The sequence below is a fragment of the Desertivirga brevis genome, from assembly GCF_017355835.1.
The window spans coordinates 243,550-265,400 of record NZ_JAFEWF010000008.1 but is presented as its reverse complement, the minus strand read 5'-3'; the positions used below and the strand labels follow the sequence as shown (position 1 = coordinate 265,400).

The 21,851-nt window shown below is 40.9% G+C and carries 18 protein-coding genes; 14 read left to right on the top strand and 4 right to left on the bottom strand.

Features of this window, described 5'->3' with window-relative positions; genetic code table 11:
* Positions 1-2 precede the first annotated feature (2 nt).
* From J4N25_RS18765 to J4N25_RS18745, 5 genes are all read left to right on the top strand, one after another.
* Positions 3-773, top strand: a complete 771-nt coding sequence (locus tag J4N25_RS18765; protein ID WP_207423335.1) for a response regulator transcription factor — start codon at positions 3-5, stop codon at positions 771-773.
* Between the two features lie 244 nt (positions 774-1,017).
* Complete coding sequence (locus J4N25_RS18760) at positions 1,018-2,886, top strand: rhamnogalacturonan lyase (protein ID WP_242695943.1); 1,869 nt, start codon at positions 1,018-1,020, stop codon at positions 2,884-2,886.
* A 12-nt stretch (positions 2,887-2,898) separates the two neighbouring features.
* Positions 2,899-3,786, top strand: a complete 888-nt coding sequence (locus tag J4N25_RS18755; RefSeq protein WP_207423334.1) for a dienelactone hydrolase family protein — start codon at positions 2,899-2,901, stop codon at positions 3,784-3,786.
* 225 nt (positions 3,787-4,011) lie between these two features.
* The gene (locus tag J4N25_RS18750; RefSeq protein ID WP_207423333.1) at positions 4,012-4,818 is read left to right on the top strand and encodes a hypothetical protein; all 807 of its coding nucleotides are present in this window, start codon (positions 4,012-4,014) and stop codon (positions 4,816-4,818) included.
* A gap of 100 nt (positions 4,819-4,918) precedes the next feature.
* A complete protein-coding gene (locus tag J4N25_RS18745; RefSeq protein ID WP_207423332.1) occupies positions 4,919-5,953 on the top strand; it encodes a LacI family DNA-binding transcriptional regulator in 1,035 nt (344 codons plus the stop codon).
* A 50-nt stretch (positions 5,954-6,003) separates the two neighbouring features.
* Here J4N25_RS18745 and J4N25_RS18740 read toward each other — a convergent pair whose 3' ends face one another.
* Positions 6,004-6,621, bottom strand: coding sequence for an outer membrane beta-barrel protein (locus tag J4N25_RS18740; protein WP_207423331.1), 618 nt, complete (start codon positions 6,619-6,621; stop codon positions 6,004-6,006).
* A gap of 301 nt (positions 6,622-6,922) precedes the next feature.
* On the opposite strand from J4N25_RS18740, the gene J4N25_RS18735 reads away from it, so the two are divergent.
* The gene (locus J4N25_RS18735) at positions 6,923-7,519 is read left to right on the top strand and encodes a TetR/AcrR family transcriptional regulator (protein WP_207423330.1); all 597 of its coding nucleotides are present in this window, start codon (positions 6,923-6,925) and stop codon (positions 7,517-7,519) included.
* A 4-nt stretch (positions 7,520-7,523) separates the two neighbouring features.
* Here J4N25_RS18735 and J4N25_RS18730 read toward each other — a convergent pair whose 3' ends face one another.
* From J4N25_RS18730 to J4N25_RS18720, 3 genes are read right to left on the bottom strand one after another with little or no spacing between them, the layout of a single operon-like run.
* Positions 7,524-8,288, bottom strand: coding sequence for a LytR/AlgR family response regulator transcription factor (locus J4N25_RS18730; RefSeq protein ID WP_207423329.1), 765 nt, complete (start codon positions 8,286-8,288; stop codon positions 7,524-7,526).
* A gap of 22 nt (positions 8,289-8,310) precedes the next feature.
* Positions 8,311-9,357, bottom strand: a complete 1,047-nt coding sequence (locus J4N25_RS18725) for a sensor histidine kinase (RefSeq protein WP_207423328.1) — start codon at positions 9,355-9,357, stop codon at positions 8,311-8,313.
* The gene (locus tag J4N25_RS18720) at positions 9,357-10,586 is read right to left on the bottom strand and encodes a hypothetical protein (protein WP_207423327.1); all 1,230 of its coding nucleotides are present in this window, start codon (positions 10,584-10,586) and stop codon (positions 9,357-9,359) included. The genes J4N25_RS18725 and J4N25_RS18720 overlap by 1 nt, the downstream gene beginning before the upstream one ends.
* A 201-nt stretch (positions 10,587-10,787) precedes the next feature.
* Here J4N25_RS18720 and J4N25_RS18715 point away from each other — a divergent pair, with 201 nt between their 5' ends.
* The 8 genes from J4N25_RS18715 to J4N25_RS18680 all read left to right on the top strand — a co-directional run bounded on the left by J4N25_RS18715 (position 10,788) and on the right by J4N25_RS18680 (position 21,847).
* On the top strand, positions 10,788-11,348 hold the full coding sequence (locus J4N25_RS18715; protein WP_207423326.1) for a hypothetical protein: 561 nt from the start codon (positions 10,788-10,790) through the stop codon (positions 11,346-11,348).
* An 18-nt stretch (positions 11,349-11,366) separates the two neighbouring features.
* A complete protein-coding gene (locus J4N25_RS18710; RefSeq protein WP_207423325.1) occupies positions 11,367-13,520 on the top strand; it encodes a cation:proton antiporter in 2,154 nt (717 codons plus the stop codon).
* A gap of 290 nt (positions 13,521-13,810) precedes the next feature.
* Positions 13,811-14,500 carry a response regulator transcription factor gene (locus tag J4N25_RS18705; protein WP_207423324.1) on the top strand — a complete coding sequence of 230 codons (690 nt, stop codon included), beginning with the start codon at positions 13,811-13,813 and terminating at the stop codon, positions 14,498-14,500.
* Positions 14,500-15,867 (top strand): HAMP domain-containing protein, encoded by a 1,368-nt coding sequence (locus J4N25_RS18700; protein ID WP_207423323.1) that lies wholly within the window; start codon positions 14,500-14,502, stop codon positions 15,865-15,867. The genes J4N25_RS18705 and J4N25_RS18700 overlap by 1 nt, the downstream gene beginning before the upstream one ends.
* A gap of 156 nt (positions 15,868-16,023) precedes the next feature.
* On the top strand, positions 16,024-16,575 hold the full coding sequence (locus J4N25_RS18695; RefSeq protein ID WP_207423322.1) for a sugar O-acetyltransferase: 552 nt from the start codon (positions 16,024-16,026) through the stop codon (positions 16,573-16,575).
* Between the two features lie 73 nt (positions 16,576-16,648).
* Positions 16,649-17,251, top strand: a complete 603-nt coding sequence (locus tag J4N25_RS18690) for an RNA polymerase sigma factor (protein WP_207423321.1) — start codon at positions 16,649-16,651, stop codon at positions 17,249-17,251.
* 94 nt (positions 17,252-17,345) lie between these two features.
* Positions 17,346-18,422, top strand: a complete 1,077-nt coding sequence (locus J4N25_RS18685) for a FecR family protein (RefSeq protein ID WP_207423320.1) — start codon at positions 17,346-17,348, stop codon at positions 18,420-18,422.
* Between the two features lie 176 nt (positions 18,423-18,598).
* Entirely contained in the window at positions 18,599-21,847 is a 3,249-nt protein-coding gene (locus J4N25_RS18680) for a SusC/RagA family TonB-linked outer membrane protein (protein WP_242695953.1), read from the top strand.
* Positions 21,848-21,851: the final 4 nt, after the last annotated feature.

Sequence of the window (21,851 nt, the reverse complement as noted above, 5' to 3'; positions counted from 1 at the left end):
AAATGGCAGACACAATTCTAGTTGTTGACGATAACGAGGATATCCTTGATTTTCTTACAGAAATTCTCTCAGACGTTTATGAGGTAAAAACAGCATCGGACGGATCAGAGGCACTTGCTATTTTAGACGACCAAATGGTAAGTTTAATAGTTAGTGATATTATGATGCCAGGGATTGATGGGTTTGAACTTTGCCAGTCGATAAAATCAAATGTCGCCTACTGCCACATTCCGCTGATACTTCTAACCGCTAAAAACACATATAAAGCGAGAGTTGAAGGCTTAGAAGTGGGTGCAGACGCTTATATAGAGAAACCTTTCTCTCCTGAATACCTTATCGCGCAAATAAATAATCTTTTAAAGAACAGAGCTAAAATTAAAGACCACTTCGCGCATTCACCCTTTGAAGATGTGAGAGTAATGGCATATTCGAAAACAGATGAGCTTTTTCTGAAAAGATTAAATGATCATATTCACAAAAACATTCGGAATGCAAATCTTGATATAGATATGCTTTCCGACCATATGAACATGAGCCGCCCAACTTTCTATAGGAAGATAAAGTCACTTTCTTCATTATCCCCTAAAGAATTGATCAATCTAACCCGATTAAGAAAAGCTGCAGAATTATTGGCCACGAGGGACTATAAAATATATGAGATAGCGGAGATGGTAGGCTTTGCGTCACAATCCGTATTTGGGAAAAACTTTCAAAAGCAATTCAAGATGACACCACTGGAATACGTAGCATCACTAAAGCCTAAACAGAATTAGCCGCAAAATAGGAAGGACGCATTCTCTCATTCCATCATTCTCTCATTCTCTCATTCTCTCATTCTCTCATTCCATCATTCTCTCATTCTCTCATTTATTCCTTCCATCCCTCTCTCCCTCTTGTAATCAACATTTTACTATCGCTTCCCAAAAGCTCCCTTATATTTGGTTGATGTAAATAGTGTCAGTAAGTATCCTGATACGTCCTGCACTATTTATATTGAAAACTTTTTTACAACCAATTATGATGAAGCATTTCTCCCTTTTACTCCTGGTATTTCTAAGTTCTAACGTCTTTGGACAACGAGTGATGGAAAACCTGGATCGCGGTATCGTAGCTGTACGATATAAAACTGATTCTGTTTTTGTGAGTTGGCGCCTTCTTGGAACTGAGCCGGAAGATCTTCCGTTCAATATTTACCGGAAAACAGGAAACAAAGCACCTCTCAAGCTTAATTCAAAACCGTTAACCGGAGCTACTCATTTCGTCGATACTAAAGCTGATCTCACAGAAGCAACTTCGTATAGTGTAAGAGCTATTGTGAATGGCAAAGAAACAGCTGAAGATAAATCATTTCAGCTACCGGCCAACGCACAGGTACGCCAGTACCTTTCCATCGCACTAAACACACCCGAGGGTTACCGACCCCATGATATGTCGGCGGGAGATTTGGATGGAGATGGAGAGTACGAGCTTATTGTTCATCAAACAGGAAAAGGATTTGACAACTCCTTCAATGGAATAACAGACAAACCTGTTTTACAAGCCTATAAGCTAAGTGGTAAACTAATGTGGACTATAAACCTTGGCAGGAACATCCGCGAAGGAGAGCACTATCTCCAATTCATTGTCATCGATATGGATGGCGATGGAAAAGCTGAGGTGGCCATGAAAACGGCAGACGGAACCATTGACGGAAAAGGAAAAGTAATTGGGGACTCTACCAGGGATTACAGAAGCAAAGAGCCACGGACACTTGGGAAAGTACTGGAAGGTCCAGAATTTTTCACAGTATTCAACGGCGAGACGGGAGCAGCCCTGGCAACTACCGATTATATTCCCTCCCGTTACCCTACAGATGGTTGGGGCGGACCTGGTGGTAATGGAGGAAACGACAACACAGGAAATCGCGTAGACCGTTTCCTTGCCTGTGCGGCTTACCTTGATGGCCAACTGCCAAGCGTAGTAATGTGCCGCGGCTATTATGGACGAACTGTTTTAGCAGCTTGGGACTACAGAAATGGGAAACTTAGCTCCCGCTGGGTTTTTGACACAAAAGATGGAAAAAATCCATTCTCGGGTCAGGGTAATCATAACCTTACAGTAGCCGATGTAGATGAGGATGGAAAGGATGAGATAGTTTACGGCGCTATGGTGGTAGACGATAATGGAAAAGGCCTCTTTTCCACAGGTTTTCGCCATGGAGATGCACTTCACGTAAGCGACCTTGATTTGAGCAAACCGGGACTTGAAGTTTTTGGTCCCCACGAAATTGAGGATCATTCAAAAGGCGATTCAGGCTTCGTTGCTGGAGCTGGACCTGGGGTAGCCGTATACAGTGCTCGTACTGGAGAAGTATATTTTAAAGGTTCTATGGATACAGATGTAGGAGCAGGCGTGGCGGAAAACATTGATGCCTCTAATCCAGGTGCTGAAATGTGGTGGTCAAACTCAGGTGGATTGCATAATATGAAAGGAGAAAAGATTGGGGAAACCCCAACTGGATCTTGGCTGATATGGTGGGATGGAGACTTCACCCGCGAATTAGTGGGCCGTGGTTCAATTCATAAGTATAAAGCAGGAACAATATTTACTGCATCAAACGGAGAAAGAGGAAATGGGCGTGGCGTTCCAAACCTATCAGCGGATCTGTTTGGCGACTGGCGTGAGGAAATGGTACTTGCTGCCGGAAACAATGAATTAAGAATTTTCACAACAACCATTCCCACCTCCCATCGCTTATTTACGTTGATGCACGATCCACAATATCGTTTAAGTATCGCATGGCAGAACGTTTCGTACAATCAGCCCCCTCATCTTAGCTTTTATCTTGGAGAGGACATGAAGAAAGTACCGAAACCAAATATTATATTAGCCAAAAGAAAAAAGTAATTTCCTATACCTATGAGTGAAATAAACAAAGAAGACATTAAACAAGAGGTTTTTGATCTCTATGATGATTATGCTCACAGCCGCATCAATCGCAGGGATTTCGTACAAAAACTTGGTCTATATGCAGTTGGTGGTTTAACCGTTCCTTCCCTGATGAGCTTCCTTATGCCCGATTATCAGGAACGGATACAGGTAAAAGCCGATGACTCGCGACTAAGATCTGAGTACATCAATTACAATTCATCAAAAGGAGGAGGAAACATAAAAGCCTTGCTATCGAAGCCGGTTGAAGCGAAAAAGAAACTTGGAGGAATTATTGTTGTTCACGAAAACCGGGGCTTGAACCCACATATCGAAGACGTAGCAAGACGAGCAGCATTGGCAGGTTTTGTCTCGCTTGCTCCCGATGCTTTAACTCCACTCGGGGGGTATCCTGGGAATGATGATGAAGGACGCACCCTGCAAAGTAAACGCAACCGGGATGAAATGCTCGAGGATTTCATTGCGGCATACGAGTTTTTGAAGGAGCACAAAGATTGTAATGATAAAATAGGAGTAGTTGGATTTTGCTTTGGCGGCTGGATATCCAATATGATGGCTGTTCGAATTTCAGGACTTGATGCAGCTGTACCTTTTTACGGAGGTCAGCCGGCCATAGAAGAGGTTCCGAAAATAAAAGCTCCTCTCATGCTACACTATGCAGAACTGGATACACGCATTACAGAAGGTTGGAAAGCCTACGAAACAGCTTTAAAGGAAAACAAAAAAGAATATACAGCTTATATATACCCTAAAGCAAACCATGGTTTCCATAACGATACTACCCCGCGGTACGATAAGGCAGCGGCTGAGCTTGCCTGGAATCGTACGCTGGAGTTTTTTAAAGACAAATTGAACTAACTGAACAGTAGTTGGGTGTTGACTATCTTCGACACCCAACTCTGCTGCTTCCTAAACTTATTTCCGAAAGTATGCCCCATCTTCAAATGCCGGCAAGTACCACCAAGCAACTATAATCCTCCGGATAAGAATTCTGCTCTCGAAGGTATTTCTTTAATTTTTAACATACCCTTGTAGCATTCTCTCAATCCTTTGCGTATTTTTCCTTGAACTTATAAATCTTACATGAAAATTCAAAACATCTTATTTTCCGGTCTTGCAGCTGTTATTTTTCTCACCTTTTCTGCCTGCAAGAAGGAAAAGTCTGCCGAAATTATTATTGATCCTGTTTACTTACCTGATCTCGTTAAAACAGTTAAATGGGCGAATTCCGGTACCGAAACCTATACTTATAATCCTGATGGCACTATAAAACAAACCATTGCCGGTAGTTTAGGGGAAGCAACAATGACCAGGGATTTTAACTATACCAACAAGAGACTCAGGCAGGTGATCAAATCAAACCTGATGGAAGAGAACTATCAATATAATAATCAGGGCCGGGTTGGAAGTATAGTGGAAAAATTAGTGGGAACTACTTATCCAGGCACCCGCCTGGAGTTTGATTATAATAGCAACGGTACTTTAAACACGATGAAGTATTATGAATTTGATGATCTTAGAAATAATCTAAAAAGCACATCGACCTATGAGTATGATAATCAAAAAAGGCCTGTCAAAATAACTACGGTAAGTCAGGCTAACCCAGGCACTAAGGTAATATTTGACCTGGAAAACTACTCAGAAGATTTCTATATCAATCCATTTACCCTCCTTGAGCCATGGCATTTGGTGGCTGCCAACTTCCAAATCTACAACTTTGCTCTGTTGAGTTCCTTGAGCAAGCTACCAACCAAGGTAACACGAAAAGTTGAGGTTAATGGTACCGTTCAGGAAACAGAATCAGAAACTTTCACATATGGAATTAAAGATCGCAGGCTTGAATCTATAACTCATCATTCAAACAATTTTAAACTAACGTTAGAGTATTAAATCTTGTCCTTTTTTTATCCTTATTGATGTTAAATACTTTCTATACTTTTATGCTTTCTGAAGCATTATTGTAAAAGAGGATAAAGGGGATTACTCTAACATGAAAAAAGATTCTGAAAAAGTTGATCTGCGGACTTTGGCTAAACAGTTGAATTTGTCTGTTTCAACTGTATCTAGGGCGTTGAACGATAGTTACGAGGTTAGTCCGGTGACAAAAGACAGGGTTTGTGAATTAGCTAAAAAGTTGAACTATCAGCCGAACCCTTATGCGAAGATGTTAAAGGAAAAAAGCACAAAGACGATCGCAGTGGTGATCCCTGAAATTGAGAACAGCTTTTTCGCCGCTTCAATAGATGGCATCCATAGTGTAGCGAACCAGTACGGCTACCATGTGTTGATCTATATCACGCAGGATAGCCACGACAGAGAAACAGCAATAGTTAAACTGTTGTCTGGAGGCAGGGTTGATGGAGTATTGATTTCTTTATCATTAGATGCAAAAGAACTGGATCACCTTTCCTGTCTGTCTCCTGATATTCCCTTTGTTCTATTTAACAGGGTTGGAGTAGATGGCCCCTCTTCATTCAGCAGAGTAACAGCGGATGATTTTGATGGTGGATATAAGGCCGGCCGTCACTTGGTAGAACAGGGGTTCAGGAGGATCTTATATCTAGGTATTTCGCCAAACACTTCAACGGATACCGCAAGGCGTCAAGGCTTGCTGCACGCGCTGATAAATCATAGGGAGGTGAATTACGAGATGATGTATTGCCAGCAACAATCCAAGGAGCAGAATCTAGTTGAGATCAAGAAGAAACTTCAGTCGGGTAAATACGACTCTGTTTTTGTTTCAGTCGAAAACTTGGCATTACCGTGTTACGAGGCATGTGCAGAATTAGGATTAAAGATTCCTGAGGATTTGGGTATCCTTGCCTTCTCGAATTCTCCAGCAACTGCTGTTTTTAATCCGGCATTAACAACGGTAGTTCTTCCAGCAAGGGAAATTGCTATTCTGGCTACTCAAAACCTTATTTTCCTGCTAAAGGGAAAGCCTGATAGCGTAAAACAAAACGAGCGGTTACCATCTAAACTTATTGTACGGACTTCGACAAATAAGGGTAAACACGAGAAATAAAAAAACAGGAGCTCTTGACGGGCCCCTGTTTTTTATGTTTTAAGCAGTTTCTAGAAGTGGAATTGAACACCAATTTGTGGGGTAAAGAAACTAGTACCTACAGCGAAGGTTTCTCTTCCGGCTCCTTTAATTTTGTTATCATCCTTATCTTTTACCGTTAAGCTATTATAGGACGCACCCTGGAAAGAGAATTCAAGCGCAACTTTTTTAGTTGGGAAGTAAGCAAAACCCGGAGAAAGCGCCACACCAATAGAAGTTGAAGTACCTGTTTTATTGCCAGTCTCACCGTTTGCATCAGTTGACTTTACAGTTCCGAATGCCATTGGAACAGCAGCTTGTCCAAAAAATTTGAACTGCTCAGAAAGATTTAGGTAATAACGTCCAAAGGGACTAACTACAAATGCTTCGCTTTGACCTGCAGTGCTCGCACGGTCAATTTTAGAGTAGTTGTATCCAACTCCTGTACCGAGAGCAATATTATTAGCTACAAAATAACCAATGTTCGGAACCAGCGAAAGTTCTTCTGCTGCCTTTGCTCCTGATGCATCTGATTTTGAAGATGTGTAAGAAGCAGTACCTCCTACAATGATTTTTCCTTTTTCAGTCTGTGCTTTAGAAGAAAATGCTAGACCAGATAATAATGCGATTGATAGAATTAACTTTTTCATATTCTTTAAACTTTAATATTTGTCTTTCGACTATGAAACAAATTTAGTCGAATACTCCGTAACGTCAATACACAATAAGCTGGAGAATTCCGATCAAAAACACAATCAACTGATCTATAAGCAATCCAATATTAGAATGACTTTTTTCTTACTCAGCCTTGACTATTTAGCTTCAAATAGTTTTTTGGTAATTCCAACCTATGATTTAAGAATAATTATTATATTTAATACTAAGACAAACGATTGGATAGAAAAATCCGTTAACGCTAACGGATACTAGAACAAAAACAACATATAGTCGATGAATCAAAACCAGAGAGACGAAAAAATAGTCCAGGAGATTTTAGCAGCAGCAAGGGATATCTTCTCCCAATACGGTTTTAAAAAAGCCACTATGGAAGATGTTGCAAAGGCTACTGGTAAAGGTAAAAGCACCTTGTACTATTATTATCCTGGTAAAACGGAGCTATATGAAGCAGTAGTACGGGACGAGGTTGAGAAGCACATTAAAGCTATTCGAGAAGAAGTGAACAGAGCATCAGGATCGCAGGATAAGCTGAAGGCTCTTCTTTCAAAGCGATTGGAACTGAAAAAGCAAATGCAGAACCTGGGTCGTGTTATTCAGGAAAGTATGTTCGACAACTTCGACACTTTTTGCCGTATAAAACAAGAATTTGAAGAAACACAAGTAGGATTCGTAAAAGAGATCGTTCTGGGCGGCATTCAATTAGGTGAATTCAAAAAGCTTTCAACCGAGGAGCTCAACTTTTTCTCTCACTGGGTAATCGCTGGCTTCAGCAGTTTATCCCAGCCTATATACCCTTCGCAGTGGCTTAAAGAAACCGACGAGTTCTGTGATAAAATTGTAGGATTTATCATCGAGGGGGTGAAGAAGTAGCAATTTATTGGTCCAGCCAGGCCTTGAACAAAGGCGTTCGCTGACTGCTTACAAGGACTTCTTCATTCAATGGAGGATCAAGGACGAGTTTAAGTCGCCCTTTAAAGTATGGATGAATTTCAATTGCCGAATCGATATGAATTATTAGCTTCCGGTTAATATGAAAAAAATGCCTTGGATCAAGTAATTGGATAAGTTCTTCAAGTGAGTAGTCAACCGGATATTGGTAACCATCTCTTGTAACAAGGAGGTTCAACTTATCGTGGGAATAGAAATAAGCTATTTCCTCTACCTTAACAGCCCTTATCTTTGCCCCAAGTTTCACCATAAACCTGGATTTATAGCTTGCCTCCTTTGACTTCATCATGCTGATGATATCATCAATTTTTGGCTCCGGAACAAGTGGAGATACGCTTCTCATCTCCTCCAATTTTTGCAGGCTTTGCTCGAGCATCGAATACTTAACCGGCTTCAGAAGATAATCTATACTATGAAACTGAAATGCCCTTAATGCGTATTCCTCATAAGCGGTACAAAAAATTACGGGGCACTTCACCTTTACTTTTTTGAAGATGTCAAAACAAAGTCCGTCGGCAAGATGAATATCAGACAAGATAAGATCAGGCAGGGGATTTTCAAGCAGCCACTCTACTGCTTCCTCAACTGAAGGTATGGTAGTAAGCACTCGAATGTCATTACTATATTCACATAGAAGCTTGACTAAGCGTTCGGCTGCCAGGGGTTCGTCTTCAAAAATTAAAACACGCATGAATTATTCCTTCTATTGTTTCTTAGTACATTTCTAAAAGCGGCAAACTTACTGTAAAATAAGCACCATCATCTTCCACCTCCACTTTTAAACTTGAGAGATAGCTAAATCTCTTCCGAATATTTTCGAGACCCGTTTTCGTCATACCCGTTTCCTCCAGCCCCTTCGGCTGCAAGGTATTTTGCACCAGAAGTCGCTCTTTATCTTTCAGAAAAATCTTGAGAAACAATGGATTGCTCGCCGAAATCTTATTATGCTTTATTGCATTTTCTACCAGTAACTGCAGGGTAAGTGGTGGAATGCAAACCCGATCAGACAGATCATCAGGAACACATATTTCAAAGATCAGCTGATCGCCAAAACGTTTCTTTAGAAGAAATATATAGGAATAAATAAACTCTAGCTCCACATTGAGCGGAACCAGCTCCTCCTTCTTGTACCGCAAAACATACCTGTACACGTCTGCGAACTTATCAAGGAACTCCTGCGCTACCTCCTGATTCAGCTCGATAAGAGACGATAGCACATTGAGATTATTGAATAAAAAATGAGGATCCAACTGCATCTTCAGCGATTCAAGCTGGGTCCGCAGGTTTTCTTCTCTCAATAGATCAGACTGTACGTGTGCCTTTTTCCATTTATTCATGAAATACAATGCAAAATTGATTGAAAGTACCGGAACGATAAACAACAAACCATACACATTCAACACAAGCATTTGCTCGAGAGCAGGGATTTCAGATGTTTGTACCTTAAATAAGTAATAGGTTGAGTTGATGCAAACAAGTGAGTAAATGCAGCTTAACAAAAGCTGGGTAAAAAATCGCTTTCCTGTAGGCCCTGACCAGGGTAACCAATTATCAAGCAGATTAAACAGATATCTATTCCCGAGCCAAAGAAGAATCAGAACGGTAATGATCCATAGAAAAGCAACGAAATAATAAAGTTCGACCCCTGAATTGAATAACCTTAACCCTAAAGCAAGGCCTGCAATCAGGACAATAAAAAATCCCAAAGGCAGGTACCTACCATATCTGGTTTCAATAATTGACTTAGTTTTAATTGCCATCACCTGAATGAGATCTCCCTTACCTTATTCCAGGGAATATATTTATGCCCTGAATTTACCAGCAAAACTACAATCCCCCAATTATTGCCTGTAACATCGTTATGATTGCTTAAGGTCAAAACCCTGTTATCTATTAACGTCACCTTTGACTCCTGTTCGCCGTTAACTTTGAGACTTCGAATGAATTTAAAAGGGATCTGATAGTGAGTATTGCCGCTACTGCCTTCCAATAACTCCACGTTCCATTGCTCATCCAGGTCAAAAATACTATTTCCCTTGAACACCCCTCCATCAGTAGTTTTTACAATAGCGTAAATTCTTCCTGGTTTTTGATAAGATGAATAACCAAGGTTATCCGGAGCCTTTGTAAAGCGAGCGGATACAAAATCTTCCCATTCCACAACTACCCTTCCCCAGTCAGGATGCATTACCACTATACCGTGATTGGTAGCATTAACATCCCTATTGTTTTTAAGGAATACTTTACTGTCTGATCTGAATTTTACCAGGGCTCCCCTGTCTCTTTTTTCTATTCCTGCAATTGTGCTGAAGGAATATTCTGTATCTGTTTTATCAGAATCATTGAGCTTACCTTCCAATCTCTGGCTCGTCAGGAACTTGGTTTTATCCCACTGTATGAAACCGGTAAACTCTCCCTGTTTCGTAACTATCCTTCCATATAACAGTTCAGCTCTAAATGGATCAAAATCCTGAGGATAATTTTTAAAATTCACCCTACTAATCTTTTCCCAGGGTATTTTCTTATACTGAGGATTAAAAACCGCAATATCTTTTCCCAAATGCCGGCTTTCCGTCCTATCCGTGGCCACCCTTACCTTTGACCCATTCTTTAGAAAGATCTGGGCCTTTCCAGGGCCGGTAACATGAATTGAGTAGATATCCCCAAACCGGCAAAGAGGTTCGCCTCGTGTGTCTGGTGTCTTATCTTTCCACAAATTCATAAATTCCCAGTCGATACCCTCGTTCTGGGTAGTTAAGGCGTGAATTTGGTTCCTATTAAGGTATTTCAATGCATATGGCTCTGATTTAGCAACCAGTAATACATCACTATATAACATCTGAGCTCCGCTCCAGCGAATTGCCCCGGTCAATATGCTCCGGTCCTTTAGTACGATATCCCCATACAAAACTCCTTCATACTGCCCATAAACCTCTTCTTTAATAAATAACACCAAAAACAGAAGGCTAAGCCGAAGAAAATAAACCATAACGTTCACCTAATCAATCGCGGAAAGTATTTAAAAGAAAAAATAAAAGCAAGTAATAAGGTATGAAGGCGGAAGCAGGGATACCAGACAGGGAATATACAGCCCTGAAAACAGAAGAAGAGTCTTTTTAATTTTTTTTTAATCTATGACATTAACTTTGTAAATACTACCTCGTCAATATAAACCCTTAGTAACCACCGGATGAAAAGTTACCCTCTTGTTTTCACTCTACTACTAACATTTCTTCTTTTTTCCTGCGGCACTGACACCAAACTCAAAGCCGTTCAGGATTCTCTTGCAATAAAAAACCGGCACATCGATTCTCTTAATATCCAGTTAAAACTAAAGGATGATACTATTGCTTTTATAAAGAATAGTCTTGATACTACTAAGATTACGGAAGACTCTGCCGCTGTGTATAAGGCAGAGCTGGTTGGTCGTTGGGCTGTTAATATGCAATGCATTGAAACTTCCTGTGAAGGATCGGCGATAGGAGATGTGAAAAATGAGCAATGGGAGATTTCCTACGAAGGAGCTGTTTTGGTTGCTAAGGCTTTTAATAATAAGGAGGTTACCAGAATTTACAAGGGAGCCTTTAGCAATGAGCACATTGAATTAAAAAGCATTGAACCAACGGGAAACACTCAAATGATAGTAACTCTTCAGCAGAGAAAAGATGAAGGAACGTTGGAAGGGGTGCGGGAGATAATTAAGGCTAATGATTGTAGAATACGGTATTCAATAAAACTGGCCAAACTTTAACCTTTAGCAATAGTTGAGATGTTGATTCTATCTGCAGTTGATCTGTCACTCCCCTTACAAAACCCGGTGATCATTTTTTCACTGGTTTTGTTTATCATCCTTTTTGCTCCAATATTGTTCGATAAAATTAAGATTCCTCACATTATCGGACTAATCCTTTCGGGGATTGTTATTGGTCCTTATGGTCTTAATCTCCTATTGCGAGATAGTAGTATCGTATTATTCGGGACAGTAGGGCTATTATATATTATGTTTACCGCGGCCCTGGAGATTGATATGGAGGAGTTTAAAAAAAACAAGACCAAGAGCCTGGTCTTTGGGCTTTTCACCTTCATCATTCCCATAGTACTGGGCACATTGTCGGCCTTTTATATTCTTGAATTCAGCCTTCCTGCATCTGTCTTAATAGGGAGTATGTTATCCACACATACTTTGTTGGCCTATCCTATTGTCAGCAAATACGGAATAGCAAGAAATAGGGCGGTAACGCTTACTGTGGGAGGTACGATCATAGCAGATGTTCTTGCACTTTTAGTTCTTGCTGCAGTAACAGGAATGACCAAAGGCGATATCGGTCCCTCATTCTGGATCAAGCTGGCCATAGGCTGCCTGCTGTTCGGAGTCGTTGTATTCATTGTCTTTCCTTTAATAGCCAGATGGTTCTTTAAAAACTATGAGAATCAGGTTTCTCAATACATATTTGTTCTGGCTATGGTATTTCTCGGCTCATTCCTTGCCGAACTTGCGGGATTGGAACCAATCATAGGAGCGTTTCTTTCAGGATTAGCACTTAACCGTTTTATTCCCCATGTTTCGCCCCTGATGAACCGCATCGACTTTATCGGGAATGCTATTTTTATTCCTTTCTTCCTCATTGGAGTGGGGATGCTTGTAGATATCAGCGTCCTATTTAAAGGCTTAGGGGCAATTAAAGTAGCAGCGGTGATGGTAAGCCTGGCTGTTCTGACTAAGTTTCTCGCGGCCTACATGACGCAAAAATCCTTCAAGTTAAGTAGCCTCGACAGGAATCTGATATTTGGATTAAGCAATGCAAGAGTGGGGGCTACATTGGCGATCGTCCTGGTAGGTTATAATATAATTCTAACTGAAACTGAAGCAGGAGATCCAATCAGGTTACTAAGCGAAGATGTGTTAAATGGCACGATCCTTCTTATTCTTATCTCTTGTACCATCAGCTCCCTGGTTGTTGAGAAATCTGCTCAAAAACTCGCATTAAATAATGAAAATTTGAGTGATAAAAATAAAGGAGTAACTAACCGCATACTCATATCCCTTGCCTACCAGGATACGGTTAACGACCTGGTAGATTTCGGACTGATGCTAAAACCGGGAAAAGGAGCTGATGAGGTTTATGCTCTTCATGTTAATGGGGATGATAAAAGCGACCCAAACTCGCATAATTTTGGAAAAAAATTACTTGATAAGGCTATTGTTCACGCAGCAGCCACTGCCAGCCAACTTATCCCCCTGAACCGGCATGATGTTAATATAAGTCACGGGATCATCTATTCCGCGAAGGAATACCGCATAACAGACCTTGTTATCGGACTCCATCGCAACGCCGAAGAAAATGATTTTTTCGGTCCCACTGCCGAACCTGTACTTAGGAGAATAACAGAAACTATATACATTTACCAACCCACCCAACCTTTCAATACGTTGAAGAAAATGCTTGTAGCGGTTCCTCCTAAAGCTGAATTTGAACCGGGCTTCCTGTATTGGTTCAACAAGTTATATAGGATATCGCAGGAAGCAGGAATCCCTCTGCATTTCCATGCAACCTCAGAAACGACAAGCGAATTGAAGCGAGCTTCTGAAGTAATGCAAGGAGCGGTGAACCTCGTATTTAATGAATTTAACAAGTGGGAAGATTTTCTTATTCTGAGCCGGGAATTGAAGCCCGACGACCTTTTCGTAATTGTAAGTTCAAGACAAGGAAAAGTATCTTACAACGAACAACTTAGTAAACTGCCCTACTATCTTAGCAACTACTTCAAGGAAAATAGCTATATAATTATATATCCAAGACAGCTGGAACAAGGAGATCTTTCTGATCTTCAACACTCCAACTCCTTCCTGGTACAAGCCTTTACAGATAAAATTCAAGCAGTAGGACAAATAGGGAATGTGTTTAAGAAAACCGAGAAATGATCAGTTGATTATGAGGGGTATTAAACAGACTTAGCAATAAAAAACCCTGACGCTATGAGAGCACCAGGGTAACCTAAACCTTATCACAATTTAATCTTGAAAGATAACCCGTAAGTTATCTTGTTATAGTAATATTCAATGTTGTAGATGCAGGGAAAAACCCTCATTTCCATATACAAAGGATGTAATAAATAATTAAAAAAAAATTAAAATCCGGAGCGTCAGCCGGTCGTTCATGTAAAACAGCTACTTTTAATCTAGGATTTTAAAGCAAAGAACTATCTACTTAAATGGAGCAGGCGAAAGTATTATTACTAGAGGATGATCAAACTGTTGCGTCGCAGATTAACTTATTCTTAACGAACAATGAGTTTAGTTGCGACGTTATGGAAGACGGACTCAGCGTGCTGAAAGCAGATTTAAGTAGTTATAAGCTTTTTATCCTTGATATAAATGTCCCTATCATCGATGGTATACAGGTTTGCAGAAAGATCAGGGAGATCTGCAGGGAAACACCTATATTAATGCTTACCGCTTACGGCTCCCTTTCAGACAAACTACAGGCCTTCAATTTGGGCGCGGATGATTATATTATTAAACCGTTTTATTTTGAAGAGTTGCTGGCAAGGATACATGCCTTGCTCAGACGTTACACGAAATCGCCAGAAGAGGAAAAACTTGTTGTACGGATTGATGATCTGGAAGTAAATCTGAATGATAAAACGGTATTCAGAGCAGGCAAGAGAATTGATTTAACACTCAAAGAATATAAGCTTCTGGAACTTCTTCTGAGTGCAAAAGGAAGGATACTTTCGAAGCAATTTATTGCATCTAAGGTTTGGGATATAAATTTCGAGACGGGGACGAATACTGTTGAAGTCTATATTAATTTTCTTCGCAGTAAGATCGATAAAGGTTTCTCGAAAAAACTGATCCATAATAAGTCGGGCTTCGGGTACTGCCTAAAACTGCAGGATTAATGAACCTCAAAAAGCGCTTTTCAATATATTTCAGTCTCCTTTTCTCTGTTGTTCTGGCCACGGTTCTTATTGCTGTTTATCTCCTTTTCTCTGAGTACAGACAGGACGACTTCAATACACGGCTCTTTCAACGAGGAGAAACGTCAATAAAATTCCTTGTAAGGGTTGGAAAGATGAATCCTGAACTTTTGGACATGTTCGATAAAAATCGCGCGAACAAGCTGATGGACGAAAAGACAACTATCTACAACGAGAATTATAAGAGGATCTACACCAGTAATGATAACGATTATTTTCCATGGACGCTTAATGACTTTGAAAACCTAAAATCTAAAAATACTCTTACCCTTCGCCGGGAAGGACATTATATTGCAGCAAAGAAATATTTCTTTAATAAAAACCATTACTATGTGGTTGTCTCGGCACTTGACGATTTCGAAACCAGTAAAGTCCCCTATCTGAGATATCTATTGTTCCTCGGCTTCGTTTTCGGTACCGCATCTATTCTCGTCATCTCATTTTATGTAAGTAAGGCGGGATTAAAACCTCTCGATAGCTTGAGAGAACAAATGCTGGAGATTTCTGAAAAAAACCTGCAGAGCAGGATTGAGCTGCATCCGAGGAATGACGAGATCGTTCAATTATCGAAAGCCTTTAACCAGATGATGGATAGGATCGATTCGGCCTACCAGCGGCAAAAAGAGTTTACAGCTAATGCTTCACACGAACTACGAACCCCACTTGCAAGGATCACTTCTTTAATTCAGAATTCAATCTATCCGGGCAAGCCCTCGGAAGAAGATAATCAAAAAAAAATACTGCACGATATCCATCAACTGTCAGAAATTGTAACCTCACTCCTGCTCCTATCAGAAATTGAAGAAGTCTCCGAAAGAAAGGCTTTTAAAGTGATCCGGCTGGATGAAGTTATTTTTGCTGTAGTCCAGGACTTTTCGATGATCCATCCTGAGCTCAAATTCAGCTTCGACATTGTCAATCGTTCAGAATCCATCAGTGTGGAAGTTAAGGGAGACGAAATCCTTCTAAAAGTTGCCTTCTCCAACCTCATTAAAAACGCTTACTTTTATTCTGACGACAAGTCTGTACGATCTTTAATTACGGTATTTGATCAGACAATTACCGTTAGCTTTATAAACAACGGACCCATTCCTGAAATTGAGAATCCAAATTCCCTATTTAACACCTTTGCCCGCGGAAGCAACAGTTCTGGAAAAAGTGGCAGCGGTGTTGGTTTGAGCCTGACCAAGCGCATCCTGAAATCGCACGATGCCGCTCTCTCCTACCAGACAAGGGGCGAGAGGATCAATGAGCTTGTGGCAACTTTTAATCGCGCACTTCCGGCCTGAAACTACCATTTAAAAAGTTACTCGTCCTTTGCCTTAAAAAATTCCTATTACCGCCACTTAATAACTTTCTATATGTTGTAAAAAGATATATGTTTGCCAGGCAGTGTAGCAATTCCATTGAGGCTGTCGATATTATTTCAATACAAACTATATAAAATGAAAAGCGAATTACAGAAAATGCTCGACGGCGAGTTGTACCAGGCATGGGATGAGGAGTTAGTTAAGATGAGAGATTATGCAAGGATCCACTTATCTAAATATAACCTAATGATTGCTGCTCCTCTTGAAGAACGTACTGCGTTACTAAAAGATTTACTTGGCAATTGTTCCACTATCGATATTCAACCTCCGTTCTTTTGCGATTACGGTTCCCACATCTTTGCAGGCAAGAACTTCTTCATGAATTTTAATTGCGTTATACTGGATTGTGCTAAGGTAACCATTGGCGATAATGTAATGTGCGGCCCCTATGTTCAGATCTATACAGCCTACCATCCGGTAATGGCAGCCGAAAGGATTAAGGGTCCTGAATTAGCTTCCCCTATTACCATCGGCGATAATGTATGGATCGGTGGTGGCGCCATCATATGCCCTGGAGTTACTATCGGACAGAATACAACAATCGGAGCCGGAAGTGTAGTAACCAAGGATATCCCTGCTAACGTTTTCGCTGCCGGAAACCCTTGCAAGGTGATAAGACACTTGTAATAATTCTTTAAGCATACCACCTATTCTCCAAATAAATTAACAATTAAGTATCTTTGGTTTAATGGGGGAGAATTTGAGACATACATGGGCAGAGTTCATTGCTGGAAACCAGCAGGCTTTCCTGGAGCTATATCGGCAGCATTATCTGGGCTTGATTAATTACGGGATGAAGTTTACGCACGACCGAGAGCTTGCAAACGAGTATATCATCAAAGTACTTGCCCAGTTATGGGAAATGCGAGCTCAGCTTCCCGAAGTGTCCAGTCCCCGCTCCTACCTCCTCACCTGTTTGCGTCGCGAGCTCCTGCATCATTTTAAAGCAGAAGATCTGAGAAAAGTTAAAGAAGGAATGGCGGCAGGTTCCGAAACTGATCAACTTACCTATAATGACTATTTTGAACGGATACAGGAAAACTCAGTTCTACGGGACAGTTTATTTAAGATAATGGAAAAGCTTACTGAGCGACAAAAGGAGCTATTGACGATGAAGTTTTTCCGGGACATGAGCTATGATGAGATAGCTAAAGAGCTTGGAATAAGCAAAAGAACAGCTTACAACATCATTAATGAAGCAATAAAAACATTAAGATCACATATAAAACCAAAGAACTACCAGGATTTCTCTCATTTTGTCAAGATTTTAGCCACTTATTGCACATTTATAAAAGTATTTTAGCCTTATTTTAAAAAATCACTGTAAAAATTTAAAAAAGGCTTATTTATCATGGTAAATAATATTCATTTCTTCCCTCTATAGGGTAAATAAGGAAATGAAACACCAAGAATACAGCATAGAAGATCTGATATCCAACGAATCCTTCCAGAAGTTCTGCTTAAGGAATGACCCGGATGCTGTTGATTTCTGGGAAGACTTTATTGAGAAACACCCGGACAAACAGAAGGATATTGACACCGCAAAGAACTTCTATCTATCCCTGAATGGAGGCATTACCGAAACGAACTTCCTGCAGGATTATAAAAAGTTCAAGGATGCTCTCGACTTGCACCAGTTGGCCGAACGGGATAATCACGAGATAAAGTCCCCTGCCCCTGTTATTCCTTTATGGCGTAAGTATCTGGCTCCGGCAGGCATAGCTGCTTCACTAATTTTAGGGATTCTGTTCTTTTACAAGCCTGAAAACAAAAAGCAGCAGGAATTCCCTACCCTTACCAGTTATTTCGCGCCTGCAGGCAGCAAGAAAACGGTTAAACTGGCCGATGGAACACTAGTTCTTCTCAATGGAGGAAGCCGCCTGAATATATCCCGCAACTTCAATAGAAACGGCCGTGAAGTTCAGCTGGAGGGTGAAGCGTTTTTTAACGTAGCTCATAATACCAGGCGGCCATTTATTGTATTTACCCCAACAGCTAATATAAAAGTTCTTGGAACTGTTTTCAATGTCAGGGCCTATCCTGAATTACCAAGAATGGAGACATCCTTATTAAAAGGTTCAGTAGAGGTTTCTTTCAATGACAACTCTGGCCGGAAAATACTCCTGGTACCCGACCGGAAGCTGGTACTTCCAATCATCGAGGAAGACGAAAGCATCGTTAGTAATGAGATCAAGTTAAAAGCACTGGCTCATCATTCCGGAGATAGAAGCGTAATCGAAACAGACTGGACCAGGAACAGGCTGACTTTTTACGACGAACCTCTTCCCGAAGTAATTTCCAAGCTTAATTCATGGTACGGGGTGAAAATAGAACTTGAAAACGAGGAGTATCAGAATTCTCATTATTCAGCAACATTCGAGAAGGAAAATCTAAATGAGGCATTGAAAGCCCTTCAGGAATCCTATCCATTTAAATACAAAAGAAAGGAGAATGGCGAGATAATTATTTATTAAGAAAACACAAAAGGGGAACAAAGTTCCCCCGGATTAAAATGCTGTGGAACGGCAATCAATTGCGAGTTGTGGACCGTTCCCGTTTTTCAACCTTTTAATTATTCAAATTTATGCAAAAAAGCACTACTAAGCGTGCCCTGATTTCGTATTACCCTTTTTTTAGGAGATTGTTCGTGATGAAATTAATTGTGATGCTAACAATGGCCTCCTGTATTTGTTTTGCAGCCCCAAGCCGCTCCCAGGATACAAGGATGTCGATTAATGTAAATAATGCATCTATCAGCACCGTCCTCAAGACGATAGAAAAGAAGACTGATTACAAATTTGTATACAGTAATAATATTTTGCCGGATAATAAGGTTTTCCTTAATCTTACTGACACCAAGGTCTCAGAGATCCTTTCCGCTACCCTTCAGAATACAGGGATAAGTTATAAGCTTCTTAAAGACGATCTGATTGTTCTTTCTAAGCAGGTTATTGCTGCACAGGCACTTCGTGTTAGTGGTATGATAACGGATGAAAGCGGGGAACCCTTGCCTGGTGTTTCAATAACCATAAAAGGAGATCGTTCCACAAGCTCGGCTACTGATCTGAACGGACACTTTAATATCACTGTTCCTGATGCTTCGACCGTTCTTGTTTTCACCTATCTCGGCTTTGAAAGCAAGGAAATTACAGTTGGAAACAACACAAATATTAAGGTAACACTCAAACCAAAAGCAGGTGCTTTACAGGAAGTGGTGGTGATTGGGTACGGAACTACCACACGTAAATTGAATACCGGTTCAATAAGTTCTATTACCAGCGCAGAAATTTCGGCACAACCTGTAGATAACTTGCTTACAGCTATGCAAGGCCGCTTGTCAGGGGTTCAGATCACGCAAGATAATGGATTACCAGGTAGCGGTTTGCGTGTGCAGATACGCGGAAATAATAGTTTATCTTCCGGTACAATTCCTTTGTACGTGGTCGACGGAGTTCCTTTTACTTTATTTAACGGAGGCCAGCCTGCTAATGATAACCTTAACGCTTATGGCATTTCCGGAGCCAATGGAGGGGTAAGTCCGTTCAGCCTTATTAATCCTTCCGATATCGAGCGTATTGATGTCCTGAAGGATGCTGACGCCACTGCTATCTACGGTTCTAGAGGAGCTAATGGAGTGGTTTTGATCACTACTAAGAAAGGAACAGCAGGCAGGACTTCTGTGAACTTCAATGTCTACAGCGGAGCAGGAAAGGTTGCCAGGTTTATTCCTATGCTGAATACCCAAGAGTACCTTCAACTTCGCAAAGAGGCCTTTGCTAATTCGGGAACTACACCGACTGCGACTAACGCGCCGGACCTGACAGTATGGGATCAGAATGCGTATACCGATTGGCAGGACTGGGCTATTGGGGGAACCGCTAATGTGACCAATGCCAATGCTTCGATAAGCGGAGGTAATGCACAGAACACTTTCCTGTTCAGCTCAACTTACCGCAAAGAAGGAACTGTTTTCCCAGGGGATCTAAGTGCACAAAACTTTTCGAATCGGATCAACGCGGGTCACAAGAGCAAAAACAATCTTTTCTCAATAGACCTTTCGGCAAGCTACAATTACGGCAAGAACGATCTTATTGGCACTGATATCAGTGGTTTATATAGTCTCTCACCGAATTATCCCTTGCACAACAGTAACGGAACATTGAACTGGACGACAAGAAATCCTCTGTCGTATTTGATGAAAACCTTCGACAACAGATCCAACAACCTAGTTAGTAATCTGAATCTGGCCTATTCGATATTGCAGACTTTGAAATTTAAGACGAACGTAGGCTTCACATCAACAAATCTTGAGCAAAAATTAAGGAACCCTGCAGCATCTAATTCCAATACAACAACTGGCTCACTAAGATATGCCGATAGCAAGAATTCCACATTTATCATAGAGCCTCAACTGGATTATAAATTACAATTTGGCGGCAGTAAGATCTCGGCGCTTGCAGGTACTTCATTTCAGAACACCCGTGCCGCGTCAAACTCTTTTAATGGCAGTGGCTATCCGATTGAAGCCTTACTAAACACCCTTACCGGTGCCGGAGCTGTAGCAGTAGAATATAGTAATACCTTTACTTACCGCTACGCCTCTGCCTTTACAAGGTTGAATTATAACTTTAAAGACAAGTACCTCTTAGACGGTTCTTTTAGACGAGATGGTTCATCAAGGTTCGGAGAAGGCAACCGTTTTGGAAATTTTGGAGCAATAGGAGCAGCATGGATTTTCAGTTCAGAAAGATTCATGAAAAATGCACCTTGGTTAAGCTTTGGTAAATTAAGAACCAGCTTTGGAGTAACAGGGAACGATCAAATCCCTAATGACCTTTTTGCAGACCTGTATAATGTTTCAGGTACAGCATACAGTTATCAGGGAACACCAACACTTAACCCGGGCCCCATACCTAATGCAAACCTGGGATGGGAAACGAACAAAAAGCTAGATCTCGCTTTGGAACTTGGCTTTTTTAAGGACAGAATTCAACTAAAAGGAAACTATTTCCGTAACCGATCCTCCAACCTGCTCGCCTCCCTGGCTCTGCCAACCCAGATCGGATGGAATGCAATTACCTCAAATGCTCCAATCACCGTTCAAAATAAAGGTTTCGAAGCGGAATTAAATAGTACAAATATTAAATCAGGGGACTTTCAGTGGAGCACAAATTTTAACATCACCTTTTTAAGAAACGAGTTGCATTCCATTGAAAATCCGAGCGCCCTGTTTAGCTCGAGCAGTTACTTCGTTGGACAGCCCATCAATGCAATCCGGCTGTATGAATTCTCCGGAGTTGATGCTACAACAGGGTTACCGACGTATAAAGATCAGAATGGTGACGGAGCAATTACTTTCAATGACGACCGAATATTCTCGAAAACAGGTAATCCCTTCTATGGAGGGATAAACAATAGCCTTAGTTATAAGAACTTTGAGCTTAATGTATTTTTCCGTTTCGAACATAGGTATGGCTATCTTAATAATTCACTTGGCCTCCCTTATGGAAGCAGTTCAACAACAAGCACAAATGGAGCGGCATTAGACAGATGGAAAGCGGCCGGAGATGTAACCGGATTACCAAAGGCGTTTAGTTCTTTCCAGCAGGCAATTTTCAATTATGGATCTTCTACTGCAAACTGGGGTGATGCTTCTTTTCTCAAATTAAAGACAGTAAACTTATCCTATTCACTTCCTTCGGCCTGGATAAAACCAGCTAAGATCTCGGCAGCGTCAATCTACTTCCAGGGTCAGAACTTATTCACCTGGTCAAAGCAAAAGTACACGCTTGATCCAGAATCAACTGTTCCCGGCACAGGGAGCGGTCTTGGCACCGGGCAATATATCGCTATGCCTCAATTACGCACATTAATTATTGGTCTTAACTGCTCATTTTAAAATT

Bases quoted from the DNA above. Each gene is read 5' to 3' on its own strand.
- J4N25_RS18755 (WP_207423334.1), top strand. From the start codon at position 2,899: ATGAGTGAAATAAACAAAGAAGACATTAAACAAGAGGTTTTTGATCTC.
- J4N25_RS18695 (WP_207423322.1), top strand. From the start codon at position 16,024: ATGAAAAGCGAATTACAGAAAATGCTCGACGGCGAGTTGTACCAGGCA.
- J4N25_RS18765 (WP_207423335.1), top strand. From the start codon at position 3: ATGGCAGACACAATTCTAGTTGTTGACGATAACGAGGATATCCTTGAT.
- J4N25_RS18760 (WP_242695943.1), top strand. From the start codon at position 1,018: ATGATGAAGCATTTCTCCCTTTTACTCCTGGTATTTCTAAGTTCTAAC.
- J4N25_RS18730 (WP_207423329.1), bottom strand. From the start codon at position 8,288: ATGCGTGTTTTAATTTTTGAAGACGAACCCCTGGCAGCCGAACGCTTA.
- J4N25_RS18715 (WP_207423326.1), top strand. From the start codon at position 10,788: ATGAAAAGTTACCCTCTTGTTTTCACTCTACTACTAACATTTCTTCTT.
- J4N25_RS18700 (WP_207423323.1), top strand. From the start codon at position 14,500: ATGAACCTCAAAAAGCGCTTTTCAATATATTTCAGTCTCCTTTTCTCT.
- J4N25_RS18745 (WP_207423332.1), top strand. From the start codon at position 4,919: ATGAAAAAAGATTCTGAAAAAGTTGATCTGCGGACTTTGGCTAAACAG.
- J4N25_RS18735 (WP_207423330.1), top strand. From the start codon at position 6,923: ATGAATCAAAACCAGAGAGACGAAAAAATAGTCCAGGAGATTTTAGCA.
- J4N25_RS18720 (WP_207423327.1), bottom strand. From the start codon at position 10,586: ATGGTTTATTTTCTTCGGCTTAGCCTTCTGTTTTTGGTGTTATTTATT.
- J4N25_RS18750 (WP_207423333.1), top strand. From the start codon at position 4,012: ATGAAAATTCAAAACATCTTATTTTCCGGTCTTGCAGCTGTTATTTTT.
- J4N25_RS18685 (WP_207423320.1), top strand. From the start codon at position 17,346: ATGAAACACCAAGAATACAGCATAGAAGATCTGATATCCAACGAATCC.
- J4N25_RS18710 (WP_207423325.1), top strand. From the start codon at position 11,367: ATGTTGATTCTATCTGCAGTTGATCTGTCACTCCCCTTACAAAACCCG.
- J4N25_RS18740 (WP_207423331.1), bottom strand. From the start codon at position 6,621: ATGAAAAAGTTAATTCTATCAATCGCATTATTATCTGGTCTAGCATTT.
- J4N25_RS18725 (WP_207423328.1), bottom strand. From the start codon at position 9,357: ATGGCAATTAAAACTAAGTCAATTATTGAAACCAGATATGGTAGGTAC.
- J4N25_RS18680 (WP_242695953.1), top strand. From the start codon at position 18,599: ATGAAATTAATTGTGATGCTAACAATGGCCTCCTGTATTTGTTTTGCA.
- J4N25_RS18705 (WP_207423324.1), top strand. From the start codon at position 13,811: ATGGAGCAGGCGAAAGTATTATTACTAGAGGATGATCAAACTGTTGCG.